Annotated in this window: 21 protein-coding genes; 12 read left to right on the top strand and 9 right to left on the bottom strand. The window is 44.6% G+C overall.

The genetic code is table 11. The features are described from left to right. Positions 1–109 precede the first annotated feature (109 nt). The 6 genes from H0Z23_RS05215 to H0Z23_RS05190 all read right to left on the bottom strand — a co-directional run bounded on the left by H0Z23_RS05215 (position 110) and on the right by H0Z23_RS05190 (position 3,911). Entirely contained in the window at positions 110–838 is a 729-nt protein-coding gene (locus H0Z23_RS05215; protein WP_296867932.1) for a PHP domain-containing protein, read from the bottom strand. Positions 839–857: 19 nt separating this feature from the next. Continuing rightward, positions 858–1,205: a serine kinase gene (locus H0Z23_RS05210; protein ID WP_296867928.1), complete on the bottom strand. Its 348-nt coding sequence runs from the start codon at positions 1,203–1,205 to the stop codon at positions 858–860. Then, positions 1,183–2,517, bottom strand: a complete 1,335-nt coding sequence (locus H0Z23_RS05205; protein ID WP_296867926.1) for a [Fe-Fe] hydrogenase large subunit C-terminal domain-containing protein — start codon at positions 2,515–2,517, stop codon at positions 1,183–1,185. Before H0Z23_RS05205 ends, H0Z23_RS05210 begins: the two co-directional genes overlap by 23 nt. A 2-nt stretch (positions 2,518–2,519) precedes the next feature. Then, positions 2,520–2,966: an anti-sigma regulatory factor gene (locus tag H0Z23_RS05200; protein ID WP_296867924.1), complete on the bottom strand. Its 447-nt coding sequence runs from the start codon at positions 2,964–2,966 to the stop codon at positions 2,520–2,522. Then, positions 2,963–3,328, bottom strand: a complete 366-nt coding sequence (locus H0Z23_RS05195) for a DRTGG domain-containing protein (RefSeq protein ID WP_296867923.1) — start codon at positions 3,326–3,328, stop codon at positions 2,963–2,965. The genes H0Z23_RS05200 and H0Z23_RS05195 overlap by 4 nt, the downstream gene beginning before the upstream one ends. Positions 3,329–3,476: 148 nt before the next feature. Next, positions 3,477–3,911 carry an Hsp20/alpha crystallin family protein gene (locus H0Z23_RS05190; protein WP_296867921.1) on the bottom strand — a complete coding sequence of 145 codons (435 nt, stop codon included), beginning with the start codon at positions 3,909–3,911 and terminating at the stop codon, positions 3,477–3,479. A gap of 299 nt (positions 3,912–4,210) precedes the next feature. Between H0Z23_RS05190 and H0Z23_RS05185 the strand changes: the two genes are divergently transcribed. From H0Z23_RS05185 to H0Z23_RS05175, 3 genes are read left to right on the top strand one after another with little or no spacing between them, the layout of a single operon-like run. Further along, positions 4,211–4,597 carry a cupin domain-containing protein gene (locus H0Z23_RS05185; protein WP_296867919.1) on the top strand — a complete coding sequence of 129 codons (387 nt, stop codon included), beginning with the start codon at positions 4,211–4,213 and terminating at the stop codon, positions 4,595–4,597. An 11-nt stretch (positions 4,598–4,608) separates the two neighbouring features. Beyond that, on the top strand, positions 4,609–5,337 hold the full coding sequence (locus H0Z23_RS05180) for a polysaccharide deacetylase family protein (RefSeq protein ID WP_296867916.1): 729 nt from the start codon (positions 4,609–4,611) through the stop codon (positions 5,335–5,337). A 46-nt stretch (positions 5,338–5,383) separates the two neighbouring features. Further along, positions 5,384–6,304, top strand: coding sequence for a patatin-like phospholipase family protein (locus tag H0Z23_RS05175; RefSeq protein WP_296867914.1), 921 nt, complete (start codon positions 5,384–5,386; stop codon positions 6,302–6,304). An 18-nt stretch (positions 6,305–6,322) separates the two neighbouring features. Here the strand turns inward: H0Z23_RS05175 and H0Z23_RS05170 are convergent, their stop codons facing one another. Together H0Z23_RS05170 and H0Z23_RS05165 are read right to left on the bottom strand one after the other, a co-directional pair. Beyond that, the gene (locus H0Z23_RS05170; RefSeq protein WP_296867912.1) at positions 6,323–7,276 is read right to left on the bottom strand and encodes an ADP-ribosylglycohydrolase family protein; all 954 of its coding nucleotides are present in this window, start codon (positions 7,274–7,276) and stop codon (positions 6,323–6,325) included. Continuing rightward, positions 7,242–8,243, bottom strand: coding sequence for a radical SAM protein (locus H0Z23_RS05165; protein WP_296867911.1), 1,002 nt, complete (start codon positions 8,241–8,243; stop codon positions 7,242–7,244). Before H0Z23_RS05165 ends, H0Z23_RS05170 begins: the two co-directional genes overlap by 35 nt. A gap of 274 nt (positions 8,244–8,517) precedes the next feature. On the opposite strand from H0Z23_RS05165, the gene hcp reads away from it, so the two are divergent. From hcp to H0Z23_RS05130, 7 genes are all read left to right on the top strand, one after another. Beyond that, positions 8,518–10,164, top strand: coding sequence for a hydroxylamine reductase (gene hcp, locus H0Z23_RS05160; protein ID WP_296867910.1), 1,647 nt, complete (start codon positions 8,518–8,520; stop codon positions 10,162–10,164). 62 nt (positions 10,165–10,226) lie between these two features. Continuing rightward, on the top strand, positions 10,227–10,643 hold the full coding sequence (locus H0Z23_RS05155) for an Rrf2 family transcriptional regulator (protein ID WP_296867909.1): 417 nt from the start codon (positions 10,227–10,229) through the stop codon (positions 10,641–10,643). A 147-nt stretch (positions 10,644–10,790) separates the two neighbouring features. Further along, on the top strand, positions 10,791–11,579 hold the full coding sequence (locus tag H0Z23_RS05150) for a DUF4198 domain-containing protein (RefSeq protein ID WP_296867908.1): 789 nt from the start codon (positions 10,791–10,793) through the stop codon (positions 11,577–11,579). A 5-nt stretch (positions 11,580–11,584) separates the two neighbouring features. Continuing rightward, positions 11,585–12,187, top strand: coding sequence for a cobalt transporter CbiM (gene cbiM, locus H0Z23_RS05145; RefSeq protein WP_296867907.1), 603 nt, complete (start codon positions 11,585–11,587; stop codon positions 12,185–12,187). Then, positions 12,184–12,786 (top strand): hypothetical protein, encoded by a 603-nt coding sequence (locus H0Z23_RS05140; protein WP_296867906.1) that lies wholly within the window; start codon positions 12,184–12,186, stop codon positions 12,784–12,786. The genes cbiM and H0Z23_RS05140 overlap by 4 nt, the downstream gene beginning before the upstream one ends. After that, complete coding sequence (cbiQ, locus tag H0Z23_RS05135; protein ID WP_296867905.1) at positions 12,779–13,540, top strand: cobalt ECF transporter T component CbiQ; 762 nt, start codon at positions 12,779–12,781, stop codon at positions 13,538–13,540. The genes H0Z23_RS05140 and cbiQ overlap by 8 nt, the downstream gene beginning before the upstream one ends. Further along, the gene (locus H0Z23_RS05130) at positions 13,537–14,190 is read left to right on the top strand and encodes an ABC transporter ATP-binding protein (RefSeq protein WP_296867904.1); all 654 of its coding nucleotides are present in this window, start codon (positions 13,537–13,539) and stop codon (positions 14,188–14,190) included. The genes cbiQ and H0Z23_RS05130 overlap by 4 nt, the downstream gene beginning before the upstream one ends. A 1-nt stretch (position 14,191) precedes the next feature. Here H0Z23_RS05130 and H0Z23_RS05125 read toward each other — a convergent pair whose 3' ends face one another. Further along, positions 14,192–15,097: a hypothetical protein gene (locus H0Z23_RS05125; RefSeq protein WP_296867903.1), complete on the bottom strand. Its 906-nt coding sequence runs from the start codon at positions 15,095–15,097 to the stop codon at positions 14,192–14,194. A 338-nt stretch (positions 15,098–15,435) separates the two neighbouring features. On the opposite strand from H0Z23_RS05125, the gene trpB reads away from it, so the two are divergent. Both trpB and H0Z23_RS05115 read left to right on the top strand, forming a co-directional pair. Beyond that, positions 15,436–16,638 carry a tryptophan synthase subunit beta gene (trpB, locus tag H0Z23_RS05120; RefSeq protein WP_296867902.1) on the top strand — a complete coding sequence of 401 codons (1,203 nt, stop codon included), beginning with the start codon at positions 15,436–15,438 and terminating at the stop codon, positions 16,636–16,638. A gap of 55 nt (positions 16,639–16,693) precedes the next feature. Beyond that, a partial coding sequence (locus H0Z23_RS05115) for a cation diffusion facilitator family transporter (RefSeq protein ID WP_296867901.1) occupies positions 16,694–17,015 on the top strand: 322 nt, incomplete at its 3' end.

The raw sequence follows: 17,015 nt of genomic DNA, 5'->3' as shown, positions 1-17,015 counted from the left end.
TCCTCCTTTTCTCTTATCGTCTCTCTTGCTCACTATCGGTTTCCCTACCGTAAACCCAAAGAATAGTACCTAAAGAGAAAAATTAATTCAACCCGCAAAGCAAGGAGGGTTATGGCCAGAGGATTTTCCTTCCATTGACACCATGAAACGCCATAGTAATTTCTTCAAGGGTAGGTTTTTCAAGCAAAACAGGAGTTGCATATTCCTTTTTCAGATCGTCTAATCTATGGGCGTCTGACGACCTTATTAGAGGGCGCCCCCCAACCTTTCGTTTCCAACATAGCGCCTCACTTCTTGAAATATGTCTAGAAACCTCCACAGCGCCTATTTCTAAATCTTCCGGCACAAAGCCCAAAACAGATACATATGAAAACGCATCCCTATCCACGTGGGCCAAAACGCAAATACCATCATAATATCTCGCTTTTGCAATTATCTCATCTGCCGTCTTATTGATGCCTTGAAGTAAAAACCTAGGGACCTCACCAATAATGCCGTTTTTTTCGTCTATTATAAGTTGTACGCCAAATTTTTCAGGCACATTGCCTATCGGAGGCAAATAGTTCCATAGCCAACCTTGAAATTCCTTTGCTCTCCCCCATTCTGAAAAGTAACAAAGCACGTGCACGTCTTCAAAGGACTGAACTTCCACCCCATATATAACTTCTAGGGGCAAACCCTCAGCAGCTTTTTTCACCGCCATGGCATTTTCCACAGCATTATGGTCCGTTATAGCGATTATATCTATCCTTTCTTCAATACACTTACCTACTATGTCTGGCGCACCCATATCAAGTTCTGCACAAGGGGAAAGCACCGTGTGCACATGAAGATCCATATGAAATATTTTCATTTTTTTATATACGTTCCTCGTTCCTTATGCCCAAATCATAAAGCTTCCCGCAAATCGTGTAGGCATCCAAACTCGTGGAAGCCAATGCTATATTTTCACTTTCACATCTGGAGATAAGCTCAGAGGATGGTTCCCTTCCTGAAGCGAGTATGACGAGAGGGATTTCCTTCAATACTGCAACAGCTGCAACATTGAGATGGTTTTGAATAGTCACCCACAAACAACCTGCAGGGGCATTACCCATGACGAAGCTCAAAAGATCTCCAACTACTGCACCTTTAACATCCACATCCTCGTCTGGCATCCAATAAACCTTAAGCTCCAAGCTGTTACATATCTCGCTTATCTTCATTTTCTCCCTCCGGAGTCATAGTATGAATCAGTTTTTTAGATAAAACATGTATTTCTTCTGAAAGCTCTGCAATTCTTTCTCTCACCCTGAAAATACAATCCTCAATGGATCCACTTCCTTTCACTATATCTTCAGCCATAACCCTACAAGTGGGTCTTCCGCAGGTTCCGCAATCCAGATGAGGCAACTCAGCGTACACTGAGTGAAGTTCTTCCAACTTTTCCATAGCCTTGGCCAAATCCATTCCTAATGGTGCCTGCTCCACTGGCATTATCTCTTCCTGCAATTTCCATATCCCCGTTTCATAAAGTTCATCTAGAAGTAGCTTCTCTTCATCCGTTGGCGCTGAGGAAGCTAACATCTTAAGTTTTTGGTGGGCTATAAAACGAGATTCAACGTTGGCTATACCGCCTATACACCCAAAGTTACAAGCCCTAGCCTCTATGAAATCTATCCCTTTTAGTCTCCCCAATTCCAATTCTTGAAACAAATCAATAACATTTCGCATCCCTGACACCGTCAAAGAGCGAACGGGTTTTTCGGCAAATTCCTTTATATGGGCGGTTTCGCCTCCCAAGGAGGCCCACCTAACCCACCGAGAATTAGAGCCTCTTGCAGAGTCCTCCAAATGTTCAACGCTCCTACTGTTTGTCAATATTTCTCTTGCCATACGAGTAACAGAAATAACATAATCAGCAGAACTTGCATCTCTACCAACAGGATCCTCAACCATCGCTACGCGTGCGGGGCACGGAGCCACTAATGCAGCAGGGACATTGTGCTTGACATGCTTTGCTCTCCACAGGTCTATACATATCTCAAGAGGGTTTTCAACAGGCGACAGATTCTTAATAAGTTCCTGAAACTTCATCTGGATAAGCCTTACCACAGCGGGACAGTAGGTAGATATCATGGGACCACGCTTATCTGAATTGCCATCTAGCAATCTTGCTTCAGCCAAAGCTGTAAGGTCAAAAGCCAAAGCAGCATCTTTGAAAATAGGGTCAAATCCCATGTTCCGCAGCACCTGAGACAGAACATCTGGATAAGGCCTCCAAGGGAATTGGAAACACAATGCCGGGTCAACAACTACAGCCAAAGACCGCTTACTTGAGAGGAAATCCCAGTCGTTTTCTTTCAAAGACAGGGCTCTGTGCCTGCAACTTCTAAGACACTCGCCACAACCTATACACCGCTCTTCCATGATACGGACTTTGCCATCTATTACTCGCATTGCCTCTGTAGGACAAGTCTTTATGCAATTTACACAACCTTTGCATGCTTCTTTATTTATTTTTATTCCATGGGACATTTTTATTCCTCCCGTTGGCCTTTAATGAAAATATAGGCCCTTAGCGTTGTACCCTCTCCAACTCTTGTATCTATCTCCAGTTTATCAGAATATTTCTTTATATTAGGAAGTCCCATTCCTGCACCAAAACCCATTTCTCTGACAAAATCAGGGGCAGTCGAATATCCTTCCTGCATGGCCTTCTCCAAATCTGCTATTCCTGGCCCTTGGTCTTCAGCTACTATTATGATAGCATCATCCTCCAACCTCAAACTCATAACTCCCCCACCGCCATGGATGACTGTATTCATCTCTGCTTCATAGGTTACTATAGAGGCTCGTCTACATATATCTGTGGGTATGCCTAAAGACTTAAGAAGCTCTTTGAACTCTGAAGCTGTCTCGCCTGCTGCTAAAAAATCAAGAGGCTTAACCTCTCTTTGGACTATCAAAGGTTCTCTTGCGCTCATTGCCCACTCCTCTTTGGGCAAAAGCAAGATTTAATGCCTGCCGCATATAGTATTCCGCAGGTCTCGAACATGGTCTTGTTCGTCAATATTATGGGAAGCCCCATTTTATCAGCTAATTCTACGGTCTCCTTGGCCGGCCTTTTGCCACGAACGAAGACAACCCCAGGCATATCTAACATGCTCGCAGTCCTAACTATTTGAATGTTAGTAAGGCCAGTAATTAAAAGAGAGCCTGGGCTAGCAAGGGCCAAAACATCGCTCATCAGGTCAGAAGCAAATGCACAGCCAATTTCCACCGAAAGATGTTCACTCTTTCCAACCTTTTCTGCTTCCAACAAACCCAAAATTTCACTTAAAAACATCTGAGTGGCCTCCCTACAAGCAATTAGTGATATTATTAACTATATCATGTTTTTTCATAAATGTTTATCTTTGAGGCCACAAAAAAGAGGGGGGCTACTACGTCCCCCCCTTCTTGAAAGCTCCGTTAAATGTAAAGGCCATGTGTTATTATTCTTTCTCAATAGGAATTACCCTGCCTTCTACGGCCTCACTCTTGGGCAACTTTATAGTTATGACCCCGTTCTTGAAGGAAGCTTTAGCCTTAGCGGGATCAACTTCGTAGGGCAGGTTGATGCTGTAGTTCATAGCCTGAGACCTGCGCCTGATGTAATAAGTTTTTCCCTTTTCTTCCTTTTCTTCCTTCTGCTCAACCTTGGACTGAATCAAAACTTTGTCGGCAAAGGTCTTTATCTCCACATCTGAAGGTTCAAAGCCGGGCGCATCAACTTTCAGCACCAACTCATTTCCCTCTTCGTACATTTCAACAGGAGCATACCTGCTGGTCATAGGCCTTAGAGCTTCGGAGAAACCACGGAAAAATTCATCCATTTCATCAAAAATACTCCTCGTCCCATTCCAAGGCATCATGTACCTTCCAGTCATCTTATCCACCCCCCTGCCAATTTCTAACGTTTTTATTTCTTGTTGCGCCTTCTTTCCTCGTTCCTCATTTGCACTTCAAATTTTACGATAAGGTCAATAATAGTCAAATATAAAAGTCAGTAAAGGTCAGTATATGTTGAGAAATAATATGGCATATTCTTTTTTTGAGGCATTTTTCTACAAATATCTCTTCATATCTCATTTTTTCTCAACAGTTAGAAGCTGTTGCATGCAAACTATTATCTCTTCCTAAAGTTGTAGTATCATAAGCAAATGAAATATTTTGCTGTATAAAACAAATGAGAAAGGAAGGTAAGAAAATGGCTAATGAAGATAATGTTTTTGCCGGATCGATTGAGTCTCTCGAGTCCGTTGCCGTAAAAGAAGCTTGGGGTGTAGAAAAGAAAATCGTATTTGGGCCCCGCAGATTCTGGAAAGATTACGTTATGAGACACTTTCAGTTGGACAAAGGAGCTCAAACACCTTTACACACCCACGACTGGCCGCATTACGTGGTAATTCTGTCAGGTAAGGTTGAGTTCGTGTTAAATGATCACTCATATATTTTGGATGCACACTCCTGGGCTTACGTGCCTTCCGGAGAAAAGCACTGTTTCAAAAACCTAGGAGACAGCCCCTTGAACTTTCTCTGCACTGTTCCCGTAAAAGGTGACCCTGAAGCTTAAGCATAAAAACCATGAATTTCTTCAGCAAGTTTTGTAAATGGAACCAAATTTTAATGATAATTACGGCGGCATTGCTGCTAGTTGCGAGGCCCAAGTTTGCCTTGGCTCTTTCCCCTATCACTTCTGGGCCCACGTTCGCAAAAGTTATAGCACTAACGTTTGACGATGGGCCTCATCCATTCCATACTCCCCAATTGCTAGACCTGTTGGATTCCTTTCAAATAAAAGCAACGTTCTTTGTCGTAGGTGTAAAAGCCGCCGAAAACCCCTTTATACTCAAGAACATAGTTAAGAGAGGGCACGTACTGGGAAACCACTCTTGGAGTCACCCAAATTTAAGTAAACTTGAAGGAAAAGAAGTAGAAGAACAAATACGTTTCTGCAATCAGGCAATAAAGGCAATAACTGAAACACCCCCTCGATTCTTTCGTCCCCCAGGGGGTAATTGGAATAACCGGACTTTGGATATTGCAAACAAATTAGGGCTGCAGACAGTTTTATGGACCATCAACGGATATGACGCTGGCTTTGATAGTTATTCCCCCCAAGCCCTTGCCAAAACAGTGATAAGAAGGGCTACGCCTGGTGCAATAGTTCTTTTGCATGACGGAGGCAACTTCACATTGGCAGCCCTGCCCCTGATAATAAACACCTTAAGAAAAGAAGGGTACTCTTTCGTCACCCTGGAGCAAATGCTCCACAAGCCAATAAAACCCATATCGCTAGCCCATAGCAACTAACAACTCCTGAAGTGTATAATGAACATAAAATGAGGAGGAGATTTGCATGCCTACAGTAGGCCTAGCCCTAGGTGGTGGAGGTGCAAGAGGGCTTGTCCATCTAGGAGTGATAAAAGTCCTGGAAGAAGAGAATATACCTATAGATATCATCTGCGGCACTTCTATGGGAGCCATAATAGGCGCCATTTACGCCCAACAGGGAAATATTGAAGAAGCTATAAAAAAAGTAAAAGCATACCTTGACTCTGAAAAGCATGGCAACCTTGAGCTGCCTATTATTGGCAATGATGAACAAGAGGACTCTACCCCCCTTAGCAAGCTAGCAAGAACTTTGGCAAAGCGCGTATATGCCATATCTCTGGGCGCCAGGAGGCCCTTTTTCAAATCTCACGTTCTGGATGAGGCCGTCAACTTTTTGGTTAAAGAAGGGAAAATAGAGGAGACCAAGATCCCCTTTGCTGCAGTAGCAACGGATCTAAATTCAGGCAAAACCTTAATATTCGACAAGGGTGATATCAGAAAGGCTGTAAAGCGAAGCTCTTTAGTTCCAGGGTTTCTACCGCCGGAGAAAGAAAAAGACCTTTTCATTGCTGACGGAGGAATTACCCAGCTTATACCAGTGGAAAGCACCATAAAACTGGGTGCTGAGATGGTTATAGCCATTTCCGCCAGTCCTTCTAGCCTTCCACAACTAAAGGATCCAGCCATGATAGATATCATAGAACGCTGTCAGCTGATAATGGGCCTTGAGCTTTCCAGACTTCAGGCAGAAAAGGCAGACATCTTAATAAAACCTCATCTGCCCTATGTCCCTTGGTCCGACTTTTCGGAGTACAATAAATTTATCAAAATAGGAATGGACTCAGCTAAAGAGCATTTGCCACAAATAAAGAAACTTCTGCGCCGCAGGGAAAGCTGGATTTTTCGTGCACTATCTTTTATCAAGCCGGACAAAAGTCCTCGTTAATTTTATACTAAAAACAATTTAATTATTAATCAGGAGTTTCCAAGCCAAATCCATGACGTCCACAGGCCAATATTCTCTGGGCCTTGCCTTGACAGCAGGGTCCTCTACATCTTCAGCTCGACAGTTAAGGATAATATCTATCCATTTTTTAGGAATGGCCCTTTTGCCGTACACGGCGCCCACTAGCGCCCCGCATATCGCAGCGTTCGTGTCGGCATCCCCACCTTGCGTAATCGTATCCACTATCGCCTCTTTGAAGTTTGGAGCATGCAGCAACTGCCACAGCGCATTTTGAAAGGCTATCAACACCCATCCTTGGTGGGTAATGTAATCTTGGGGAGGATTTTTCTCTGCTGCAATTACGACATCTCGCACGATCGGTTCTACATCTCTTTCATCGGCCCAACGTACGATCTGATCATATAAAGCCTTAACATCTGGGCCGTTTCTGATGGCAAAAGCTACGGCCATCGCAAAAAGTTCATTGATCTGAACGCAAACGGGGTTTGGGTGAGTTATCTTCGCATCCTCCCTGGCCCAAGAAGCCACTAGCTCAAGATTTTGATTTGCCCCGAAGATTCCCAAGGGGCTTATCCTCATCAGCGCCCCATTGGCCTGGCTTTTGATGTTAGGAGTTCCTCTTAACCCAGCCTCGACCGTGAACCCGTAGTCGGGAGGGTTAGAATCGAGCCATCTGACGTATGAATCTCGCACGTAGCCTTTATCGTAACGGCCCTTTTTTATTAAGGCCCTTGCGAGCGCAAGAGCCATCTCTGAATCGTCTGTGGGTTGGAGCGCAAGAAAATTCACTTGCCCACTGTTCATGGCATTCTCAAGGCCGCTTGGGAACAACCTTTCAATCTCCTCTCGTGTTTTAAACTCCACCAAGCTGCCAAGCAAATCCCCTATTATTTGGCCCAAGAAACAGCCTTGAGCCCTATCTATCACATCTTGGTTGACTCCCAATGCCATCAGCTAATGCTCCCTTTTTCTCCTTTTGGTCGCCCATCACTCGCAGGTAATAAATGTTCCCCTCATATTCTACTCTCTTTATTTTACCTTCATCTACCAGGTCTTCTATGATCTGCTCGTCTGCTTCCCAACGCCGTAAGACTTCCTCTATGGCATCGCTTCTCATTGGATGGACTGCCGTTATATTGAGGATCTCCTCTGCGGGGTTATCTGTAATGACGAACTCGTTGCCTTCATAACCTGTCAGTGTCTCAACGGTTAAGCCTTTCTTTTTATATATTGCATAAGCTGCAGTTACAGCCTCTTCCTTCGGAGGCAACACCCAGGAAGCTGCTGGTGGCCGAGTAGGAACGGAAATATAGGCTGTGTAGGGATTGAGGTAATTTGAGATGAAATCCGCTATCTTTTCGAGTTCTTCGGGCACGTCATTGAGGTCTCTTACGAGCATGGTTTCCGTGCAGAGTTTTCCTGTAAAATCAGCCGCGAGGATTTTCATACCTTCAAGTATCTCGTCGTGTTTTAAAGCCGGGTGAGGCCGGTCTACGCTGCGCCACACGTCCTCGGATATGGCGTCGATCTTGAGGCTAACCCAATCTGCTAACATGAGAGCTTCTCTGACTTGCGATTCCCATATCAGCGAAGAATTGGTGATAACGGCCACCGGTATGCTCGTCTTTCTAAGTTCAGTCAGCAACTCTCCCAAAGCTGTATCGAGCGTAGGTTCTCCATCTGGGACGAGGGTGATGTAATCGACTTTCTCTCCCTTTTCAGCGAGGCAAAGCAGCCGCTTTTTCACGGAGCTTGCTATTTTTTCGGGATCACTGTAGCGCTTTCTTTCTAGTTCCAAACGCAACGTTGGCCCTATCTGGCAATAGGCACAGGTGTAAGTGCATATCTTGTAAGGAATATTATTTATACCCAAACTTGAGCCGAGCCTTCTGGAAGGAACAGGACCAAAAATACACATATTATCCCCCTCTTTTGTTGATATTTATTATCACTAAAAGTTTACATCCTTAGCTTCGGCAGTAACAGTACCAATTTGCACCGTTTTGCTGGCTTTATTGGACTCAAGGGAGAGAATTAAAACTCCCTGCAAATAGATTATGAAACAAAAGGGGGTGGAAAGTTATGCCTACAACCCAATTTAAAAGCGCAATCGCAAAAAGCCTTTCCATATTTTTGGTATTGTGGTACCATTATCTGTGTAATCACAACTACAGCCAGGAGGGTGAGGCAATATGTTTTGTTATCAATGTGAACAAACAGCAAAAGGAACAGGTTGTACAGTGGCAGGAGTTTGTGGAAAATCCCCCGAAGTATCGGATATGCAGGACCTTTTAATCCACATCACCAAAGGAATTTCCATGTACGCCCACAGGGCCAGACAATTAGGGGCAAAGGACCACGAGATAGACACTTTTGTAGTTGAAGCTCTTTTTTCAACAATTACAAACGTTAATTTCGACGAAAACAGGATGGAAGGCCTGGTCAAAAGGGCCGTAGAACTGAGAGAAAAAGCTCGCAAAATGTATGAGGATTCATGCAAAAAAGCAGGTAAAGAACCTGAGAAACTGAAGGGTCCAGCAACCTTCGATCCGGGCAGTACTAAGGAAGAGATGGTAGCTAAAGGAGAGGAAGTGACCCCGGCAAAAGGGGCCGAAAAACACGGAGAGGTCATCCAGGGCATGCACGACCTCATCCTCTTCGGTCTCAAAGGAAGCGCTGCATATGTGGACCACGCCCACGTCCTTGGACACGAAGACGATGAAATTTACGGGTTCTTCCATGATTTCCTCAATTACCTTTCAAGCGATTCCTTCAAACTGGACGACCTAATCGCCAGGGCATTGGACGCAGGCAAATGGAATATAAGGGTCATGGAGCTGCTGGACAGAGCAAACACCGGCGGATACGGAGATCCAGTTCCAACCAAAGTGCGCATAACCCCAGTCAAAGGCAAGGCTATCCTGGTTTCAGGACACGACTTAAGAGATCTAGAACTGCTGCTTCAACAGACAGAAGGCAAAGGAATAAACATTTACACACACGGAGAGATGCTCCCCTGCCACGGCTATCCGGAACTCAAGAAATACTCGCACCTGGTGGGCAACTACGGCGGCGCATGGCAGGACCAGCAGAAGGAATTTGACGAATTCCCTGGCGCCATACTTATGACCACCAACTGCATTCAGAGGCCTAAAGAATCATACAAGCACCGCATATTCACGACGGGTTTAGTGGCATGGCCTGGCGTTCGTCACATTGGCCCAGATAAAGATTTCACCCCAGTAATAGAAGCAGCTCTGGCAGAAGAAGGATTTACCGAAGATGCACCCGAAAAGACCATCATGGTAGGATTTGGCCACAATGCCGTATTATCGGTAGCGCCCCAGATCATAGAGAAGGTAAAAGAAGGCAAGATCAGGCACTTCTTCCTAATAGGAGGATGTGACGGAGCAAAAAGCGGACGCAGTTATTACACAGATTTGGCTAAACAAGTTCCCAAAGATTGTGTTATCCTTACCTTGGCCTGTGGGAAATACCGTTTCAACAAGCTGGATTTCGGGGATATAGAAGGCATACCTCGCTTGCTAGATGTTGGGCAGTGCAACGATGCTTACTCTGCTGTAAAAATAGCTCAAGCCCTGGCAGAGGCCTTTGAAACCGATATAAACAGCTTGCCTCTTTCATTGATCTTGTCATGGTATGAGCAAAAAGCTGTGTGTATTTTGCTATCCCTGCTATATCTAGGTGTGAAGAACATGCGCCTTGGCCCAACACTTCCAGCATTTGTCAAACCTCCTGTGTTTGAATTCCTGCAGAAGGAATTCAATCTCATGCCAATAACCACGCCAGAAGAAGACTTGAAGGCCATATTAGGATAAAATCCTTGAGAGCGGCCGGAGTATACTCCGGCCGCAAAACAAAAATAGGGTGGGTACAAACAATGAAGAAAATAATCCAAATATCTGAAGCCACATCCTTGGCCCTACATGGCATGGGAATTTTAGTTTCATCAGATACGGGACGAATAACAATCAAGGAAATGGCAGAGATCACACAGGCATCAGAGGCACACCTTTCCAAGGTTTTCCAAAGGCTTGCCAAAAGCGGTCTTGTACACTCTATAAGGGGCCCTAAGGGGGGCTTTGAGCTGGCAAAATCCCCTGAAGAAATAACCCTACTTGACATATACAAGGCAATAGAAGGAAAGATTACAACAGATACGTGCTTCCTCCAAAGTGGCACACCTTGCCCCTTTGGAACCTGCATTTTCGGGAACCTAGTCGAAGACCTGACACAACAATTCATGGAGTACCTTGATAAAACAACCCTTTATGATCTAAAGAACAAGCTTTCTTAAAACTAATAACGCACATCTACAAAAATTTACAATACTAGCCTTGACTGCATTTCGATCTGTGGTATTATCTTTTTGCAATTTTGTAACACGCGCGTGTTTTGCATGCTTTTCTTTGAATTGAGATTCCCGGAGTGGGGGGGAAACACTATGAAGAGATTTTCTTTTTCTCTATTTGTGATTGTTGTAACTATTATAGTTTTAGGTATAAGTGGCGTTGCATCAGCCCATTTCCAAGTGATTATGCCTCAAGAGAATATAATTGAACAGAACGACGAAAAGACCATTGACCTTAATTTAATTTTTACCCATCCTTTTGAGCAAAAACCCATGAACATGGAAAGGCCTTCGGAGTTTGGTGTCATGATAAGGGGCAAAAAAATAGATCTTTTAGGCACCTTGAAAAGTTACGACATTGCCCCAGGAATCAAAGCCTGGAAGACAAAATACACTATAAAACGTCCCGGCGACCACGTATTTTATGTGGCACCCAAACCCTATTGGGAAAAAGCGGAGGGCAAATACATAGTTCACTACACCAAAACAGTGGTAAACGCATTTGGTATGGAAGATGCATGGAGTGAGCCTGTAGGCTTGAGAGCTGAAGTTATCCCTCTGACAAGGCCTTATGGCCTTTGGGCAGGTAACATTTTTCAAGGAAAGGTAATTGTGGACGGTAAGCCTGTAGCTAACGCAGACGTAGAGGTGGAATATTATAACACTAGCTCACAGGTCGAAGCGCCCAAAGCACCATACGTCACACAAGTGGTAAAAACTGATAGGAACGGAGTGTTCACTTATGCTATACCGTGGTCCGGTTGGTGGGGGTTTGCCGCTTTGACTGACGCTCCAGAGACAATGAAATCACCTTCCGGTGAGGATGTGCCCATTGAAATTGGCGCCCTTATATGGGTATACGCCGAGAAATCTGAAAGGTAAATGCAATGCATATTGCTGAAGGAGTACTTTCCTTACCAGTTTTAGTTTCAGGTGCTGCTATCGCCACCGCAGGAACGGCGTACGGAATAAAAAAACTTTCCTTTGAGACGATCCCCCGCTGCGGGATCGTCTCCGCCGCTTTATTTGTGGCTTCCTTGATCCACGTAAATCTAGGAGCAACAAGCGTTCATCTTGTACTGGGAGGACTCGGCGGTATTTTACTGGGTTGGTCTCTATTCCCAGCTTTTTTGGTTGCTTTATTATTACAGGCTGTGCTTTTTCAATTTGGCGGCCTGATAGTTCTGGGTGTAAATGTTACAAATATGGCACTTCCAGGTATCCTGGCCGGTATGATAGGAAGAGCGATGCTAAAAGCAAACATTAATCCTTTTATATGCGGCTTCACCTCCGGATTGCTCGGTATATTAGGATCCGCAGCTTGCGTAGCTATCTCATTACTATTCCGCGGCGAAGCCTTCATGACTTCTGCTGTAATGATAACAAGTGCTCATTTGCCTGTGATGATTATCGAAGGAATAGTAACTGGATTCATCGTATCTTATCTTTCAAAGACGGACAAAACTTTTTTGGAGGGTGGTATAAAATGACCATACTGAAGGCAAGATCGATGTTTGCAATTTTAGCAATAGTTAGTATGGTCCTAACGGTTAATCCTCCTTCTGCTATGGCGCATCGCCTTAGTGTATTTGCTATACTGGAGGGTGACACTGTAAATGGAGAAGCATATTTTAACGATGGGACCCCTGCAAAAGGGTGCCCTGTTTTCCTGAAGGTAAACAAGGATCAAACATTGGTAAAAGGCAAAACTAATGAGGAAGGCCTTTTTTCTTTAAAGGTGCCCTCTCCCATGCCAAATAGGCTTGAAGTAATAGTGGAAGGAGGAGCCGGCCATAGAGGGACAACCACCATAGAAACTTCAAGAAAAGGGAACGAAACAGTAAAAGACGCAAATGCCAAAACTTATAAAACTGAAGGAATATCCCTCCAAGGCGTTTCTGAAGAAGCAATAGAAACAGCTGTGCGAAAAGTAGTTAGGGAAGAAATAAAACCCGTTATTGACGAACTCTTAAAATTGAATCTAGAACTTTCTAAGCCAGGCATAACAGAAATACTAGGGGGCATAGGCTATATAGTAGGCTTGACAGGTCTTGCCCTTTGGATAAGAGGGAAGAAGCGGCATGAATAAGCATCTTGATATAACCCAAGACAGGGATCTATTACAAGGCAGCTCTGGCTTGCATAACATGGACCCAAGACTTAAAGTTTTAACATCTTTTGTGCTGGCAGCAACAGTAGCTTTAACAAATAACTGGATCTCTCTTTTAGGTTTGATGGGAACCTCAATGCTTCTAACCATATGGGGGAAATTGCCATTATCTAAAGTAGCAAGTCGATTAGCTGCTCTCGACAGCATCCTAGTAATCCTCTGGCTGACCCTTCCACTCACGTATGGAGGCGAGAAATATTATCTAGGACACATTCCCATTTATGTGGAAGGCCTAAAAACCGCTTTAGCAATCACTCTCAGAAGCAATGCGGCCCTTTTGGGATTCATGGCCCTCCTTGGGACTACTCCTATGCACAAAAACTTGGAAGCCTTACGTTCTTTCTATTTCCCCCAAAAATTGATTCTCCTCTTGCACTTTACTTATCGCTACGGACATGTGCTGGTAAAAGAGGCATTGAAGGTCCAGAAAGCCATGGAGCTCAGAGGTTTTGACCCCAAACTTAACTTATTCACTCTGAGATCTTATGGTAATTTCATGGGCGTAATTTTCCTTAAAGCATTCAAAAGAGCTGAAAGAGTAACAAACGCGATGGAACTTCGAGGGTTTAACGGATCATTCCCAACGCTCGAACCGCATAAAGCTATTTCCCTCAACGAAATAATAAAATGCGCAGCTTTTTGCGCCCTCTTGGTGGGGTGTATCGCAAGATGAATCCCCTTCTAGAACTTCAAAATATATCATTCAGCTACCATGAAGGTAAGCCAGTCTTAAAAGATATAAACCTCTCAATCAGATATGGCGAGAAGTTAGCCATAGTGGGGGAAAACGGCTCCGGCAAAACCACACTCTTCAATCTGATAGTGAGAATATTGGAGCCTGATGAAGGCAAAATAATTTTCATGGGCAAGACGATAAACAGCAAAAAGGGAATTGCTTTCCTGCGGGAAAAGGTCGGTTTCCTTTTTCAAGACCCCGAGGATCAACTTTTCTGCCCCACTCTCCTAGAAGATGTAGCATTCGGCCCTCTCAATCTGGGATTTTCGACTTCTCAGGCAAGAGAAAAAGCTATGGATACGCTTGAACTAGTTGGACTCAAAGATCTCGCTGGCCTTCCCCCGTACATGTTATCGGAAGGCCAAAAAAGAATGGGAGCATTGGCTGCAGTGTTGGCCATGGATCCAGACTTGCTTTTATTGGACGAACCAACAAGCGGCCTTGATGAAAGAGCTCAAGCCAGGCTAGAACAAATCCTATTAGAAACAGGCAAAGCAGTTCTAGTGGCGTCACACGATAAACCATTCCTCGCAAAATGTACATCCAAAAGCTATATTCTTTCGAATGGGCACTTATTGCTTTGCTAAATCAAGGACCCGTTCCTATATCCAAAATCCAAATTTTTCCATCGCTTCCCCTTGCCATATACAGAAAATATGCAACCTCCCCGGAAGGCATGGGCCAATTTTTCCCCTCTTCGAGATCCACTTTCAATGTAACTTCAAAAAGCCGAATCCCTAAAATCTCCAATTCGCGTTCTGGTGGACGCACTTCCTTTATCTCAAGCAACTCAACGCCTCGAATATTCTCGGCCCCTTTTAACCAAACAGAATAATCCGGCCTCGGGCCAAAGGACTGAGCGGCCCCGTCAGCATACGTCATCGTTATCTTTTCAGGAGATAACAACTTAAACGCTTCAGCATATTTGCCCTCTTGTATTTGTCCATAATACACCTTTATAGCATGCTCAAAATCCGAACTGTCGTGCAAATCAAGGAATTCAGCTGGAGGCTTAACTCGGCCCTCTATTGTAAAAGAATCGCTCACAGCGAAAAGATCGGGGTCATCGGCGTCCATAAGCATGATCCTTACGTTATCGCTCTTGTCCACCCCAAAGGAAGTCACAAAGCCGAGTGGAATTTTCCATTCAAAGAATCCTTTTTCAGCATCGAAAACTGTTTTACCAACATCAGATTCAAGCATCCCCCTATCTTTTCCTCCGACAGCTACAGCGATGGATACTTTTTCCACTCCCTTGGCTTCCCACCTTATACGACAAATATCCCCTTCCCTGTACACATCACCAGCTGTAGGACAAACAATTTTTATGGACTTCTCGCTTGCCTGAGTAGCACATGCCTCTGAAGCTACAGCTAGACCTCGGGAAAGAACCACGAAAAAGGCCATTGCAAGAAACATAAGAAGCAATCTCTTTGTCCTGTATTTCCAAAAACACGCACTCCTTTTCTCGCACACATGCATAAATCCCAACATCACAACTTCCCCCTATTTTTTCTTTACTCTGCTATATAATTATAGCAATTCGTTTTCTATACCCTACTCCAAATAAAAAGCATTTGCAAAATTTTTTGATATTTGCTATAGTCTTCGCCAAACGAGGAGATGAGCTAAAGTGAAGAATGTAATCCAAAAGAGCACGTATGTAAAAGTTAATTTCTGGTGGTGGCGCTAAGGCGCCGCAGCCGTGAGCTTGTACTAGCGGGGCTGCGGGATTTAACTTATCCCCAGCCCCTTAATATTGTACTTTAAGGGGCTTTCCTAAGGGGAAGCCCCTTATTTTTTACACTAAACATACAAGGAGGAAGAAGAGAATGAAAAGGACGAGCACAGCACAGGCAGAAGCAGCAAGGAAAGGGTTCTATGGGAAATTCGGGGGAAGTTTCGTTCCCGAAGAACTGAAGCCTCGCCTACTGGAGTTAGAGAGGGCGTATGAAGATATCATATTTGACCAGTCATTTTTTGAGGAATTTCATAGGCTCCTTAAGGAATATGTAGGAAGGCCTTCGGCCATTACGGAATGCAAAAACATCTCTCAGAAACTCGGCGGGGGCCGGCTGTTTCTCAAGCGAGAGGATCTCAACCATACTGGAGCTCACAAGATAAACAATGCATTGGGCCAGGCTCTCCTAGCGAAGCGAATGGGAAAGACCAGGGTAATTGCTGAAACTGGAGCAGGAATGCACGGAACCGCGACAGCGACCGTTTGTGCCTTGCTGGGCTTGAAATGCACCATCTTCATGGGCGCTGTAGACGTTAAAAGGCAGGCTCCCAATGTAGCGCGCATGAAAGTCCTTGGTGCTGAAGTCGTACCTGTTACTTTTGGACAGCAAACCCTCAAGGAGGCCGTTGACGCTGCCCTCGCAGAATACATAAAAAACCCAGATGTCTTCTATCTTTTAGGCTCCGCTGTAGGGCCTCACCCATACCCGACAATAGTGAAGAAATTCCAGAGCGTCATCGGGGAAGAAGCTAAAAAACAGTTCCTTGAAAGAGAGGGAGAACTTCCCGACTATGTAATAGCCTGTGTCGGGGGTGGAAGTAACGCAATAGGATTGTTCTCCGGCTTTATAGAAAACTCTTCAGTGAAAATAATAGGCGTAGAACCTGCAGGCAAGGGACTGAATACAAAAGAACATGCTGCTACCCTGGTCGCCGGGAAACCAGGAATAATTCATGGTTTCAAAAGCTACGTATTGACCGATGAAAAAGGGGAGCCTGCAGAAGTCTACTCCATTTCAGCGGGGCTAGACTATCCCGGGGTTGGCCCCGAACACGCATTCCTCAAAGAAACAGGGCGAGCCGAATATGTGGCCGTAACAGACCAGGATGCTTTGGGTGCCTTTTCAACGCTCTGCAGGCTTGAAGGTATAATTCCTGCCTTAGAAAGCTCTCACGCCCTAGCTTATGCATTGAAAATACTGCCTAGTTTAGATAAAGAGGAAACCGTGCTTGTTAACTTATCTGGAAGGGGAGATAAAGACCTGGATACGGTGCTTCCTCTTTTAGGATTATAATTGTCACCGTAATCATTTGCACTTAAGCGAGGAGGAAGGAAGAATAAAAGGCACAGTGGACAGACAGCACAAAGCTTTACGGGCATCTTGGATAGGTCTAGCTATAAACCTTGTTCTCACCGTGTTTAAGTTTGTTGCAGGCCTGCTCGGAAATAGTTCCGCCATGACAGCTGATGCAGTTCACTCTTTTTCAGACCTCGTTACAGATGCCGTGGCCATAGTGGCTTTCAGGCTAGCGGGAAGGCCCACGGACGAAACCCACGATTACGGACACGGGAAATTTGAAACCCTTGCATCAGTGATCGTGGGTTTATCCCTTATAGGCGTAGCAATAGGAATATTTTTGACGAGCACATCAAAAATCTGGAACACTTTAA

The organism is Thermovirga sp. (assembly GCF_017656375.1).
GTDB lineage: Bacteria > Synergistota > Synergistia > Synergistales > Thermovirgaceae > Thermovirga.
Note: the sequence above shows the minus strand (reverse complement) of the source record. Positions and strands in the feature narration are given on the sequence as shown.

Bases quoted from the DNA above. Each gene is read 5' to 3' on its own strand.
- H0Z23_RS05215 (WP_296867932.1), bottom strand. From the start codon at position 838: ATGGATCTTCATGTGCACACGGTGCTTTCCCCTTGTGCAGAACTTGAT.
- H0Z23_RS05210 (WP_296867928.1), bottom strand. From the start codon at position 1,205: ATGAAGATAAGCGAGATATGTAACAGCTTGGAGCTTAAGGTTTATTGG.
- H0Z23_RS05205 (WP_296867926.1), bottom strand. From the start codon at position 2,517: ATGTCCCATGGAATAAAAATAAATAAAGAAGCATGCAAAGGTTGTGTA.
- H0Z23_RS05200 (WP_296867924.1), bottom strand. From the start codon at position 2,966: ATGAGCGCAAGAGAACCTTTGATAGTCCAAAGAGAGGTTAAGCCTCTT.
- H0Z23_RS05195 (WP_296867923.1), bottom strand. From the start codon at position 3,328: ATGTTTTTAAGTGAAATTTTGGGTTTGTTGGAAGCAGAAAAGGTTGGA.
- H0Z23_RS05190 (WP_296867921.1), bottom strand. From the start codon at position 3,911: ATGACTGGAAGGTACATGATGCCTTGGAATGGGACGAGGAGTATTTTT.
- H0Z23_RS05185 (WP_296867919.1), top strand. From the start codon at position 4,211: ATGAGAAAGGAAGGTAAGAAAATGGCTAATGAAGATAATGTTTTTGCC.
- H0Z23_RS05180 (WP_296867916.1), top strand. From the start codon at position 4,609: ATGAATTTCTTCAGCAAGTTTTGTAAATGGAACCAAATTTTAATGATA.
- H0Z23_RS05175 (WP_296867914.1), top strand. From the start codon at position 5,384: ATGCCTACAGTAGGCCTAGCCCTAGGTGGTGGAGGTGCAAGAGGGCTT.
- H0Z23_RS05170 (WP_296867912.1), bottom strand. From the start codon at position 7,276: ATGGCATTGGGAGTCAACCAAGATGTGATAGATAGGGCTCAAGGCTGT.
- H0Z23_RS05165 (WP_296867911.1), bottom strand. From the start codon at position 8,243: ATGTGTATTTTTGGTCCTGTTCCTTCCAGAAGGCTCGGCTCAAGTTTG.
- hcp (WP_296867910.1), top strand. From the start codon at position 8,518: ATGTTTTGTTATCAATGTGAACAAACAGCAAAAGGAACAGGTTGTACA.
- H0Z23_RS05155 (WP_296867909.1), top strand. From the start codon at position 10,227: ATGAAGAAAATAATCCAAATATCTGAAGCCACATCCTTGGCCCTACAT.
- H0Z23_RS05150 (WP_296867908.1), top strand. From the start codon at position 10,791: ATGAAGAGATTTTCTTTTTCTCTATTTGTGATTGTTGTAACTATTATA.
- cbiM (WP_296867907.1), top strand. From the start codon at position 11,585: ATGCATATTGCTGAAGGAGTACTTTCCTTACCAGTTTTAGTTTCAGGT.
- H0Z23_RS05140 (WP_296867906.1), top strand. From the start codon at position 12,184: ATGACCATACTGAAGGCAAGATCGATGTTTGCAATTTTAGCAATAGTT.
- cbiQ (WP_296867905.1), top strand. From the start codon at position 12,779: ATGAATAAGCATCTTGATATAACCCAAGACAGGGATCTATTACAAGGC.
- H0Z23_RS05130 (WP_296867904.1), top strand. From the start codon at position 13,537: ATGAATCCCCTTCTAGAACTTCAAAATATATCATTCAGCTACCATGAA.
- H0Z23_RS05125 (WP_296867903.1), bottom strand. From the start codon at position 15,097: ATGTTGGGATTTATGCATGTGTGCGAGAAAAGGAGTGCGTGTTTTTGG.
- trpB (WP_296867902.1), top strand. From the start codon at position 15,436: ATGAAAAGGACGAGCACAGCACAGGCAGAAGCAGCAAGGAAAGGGTTC.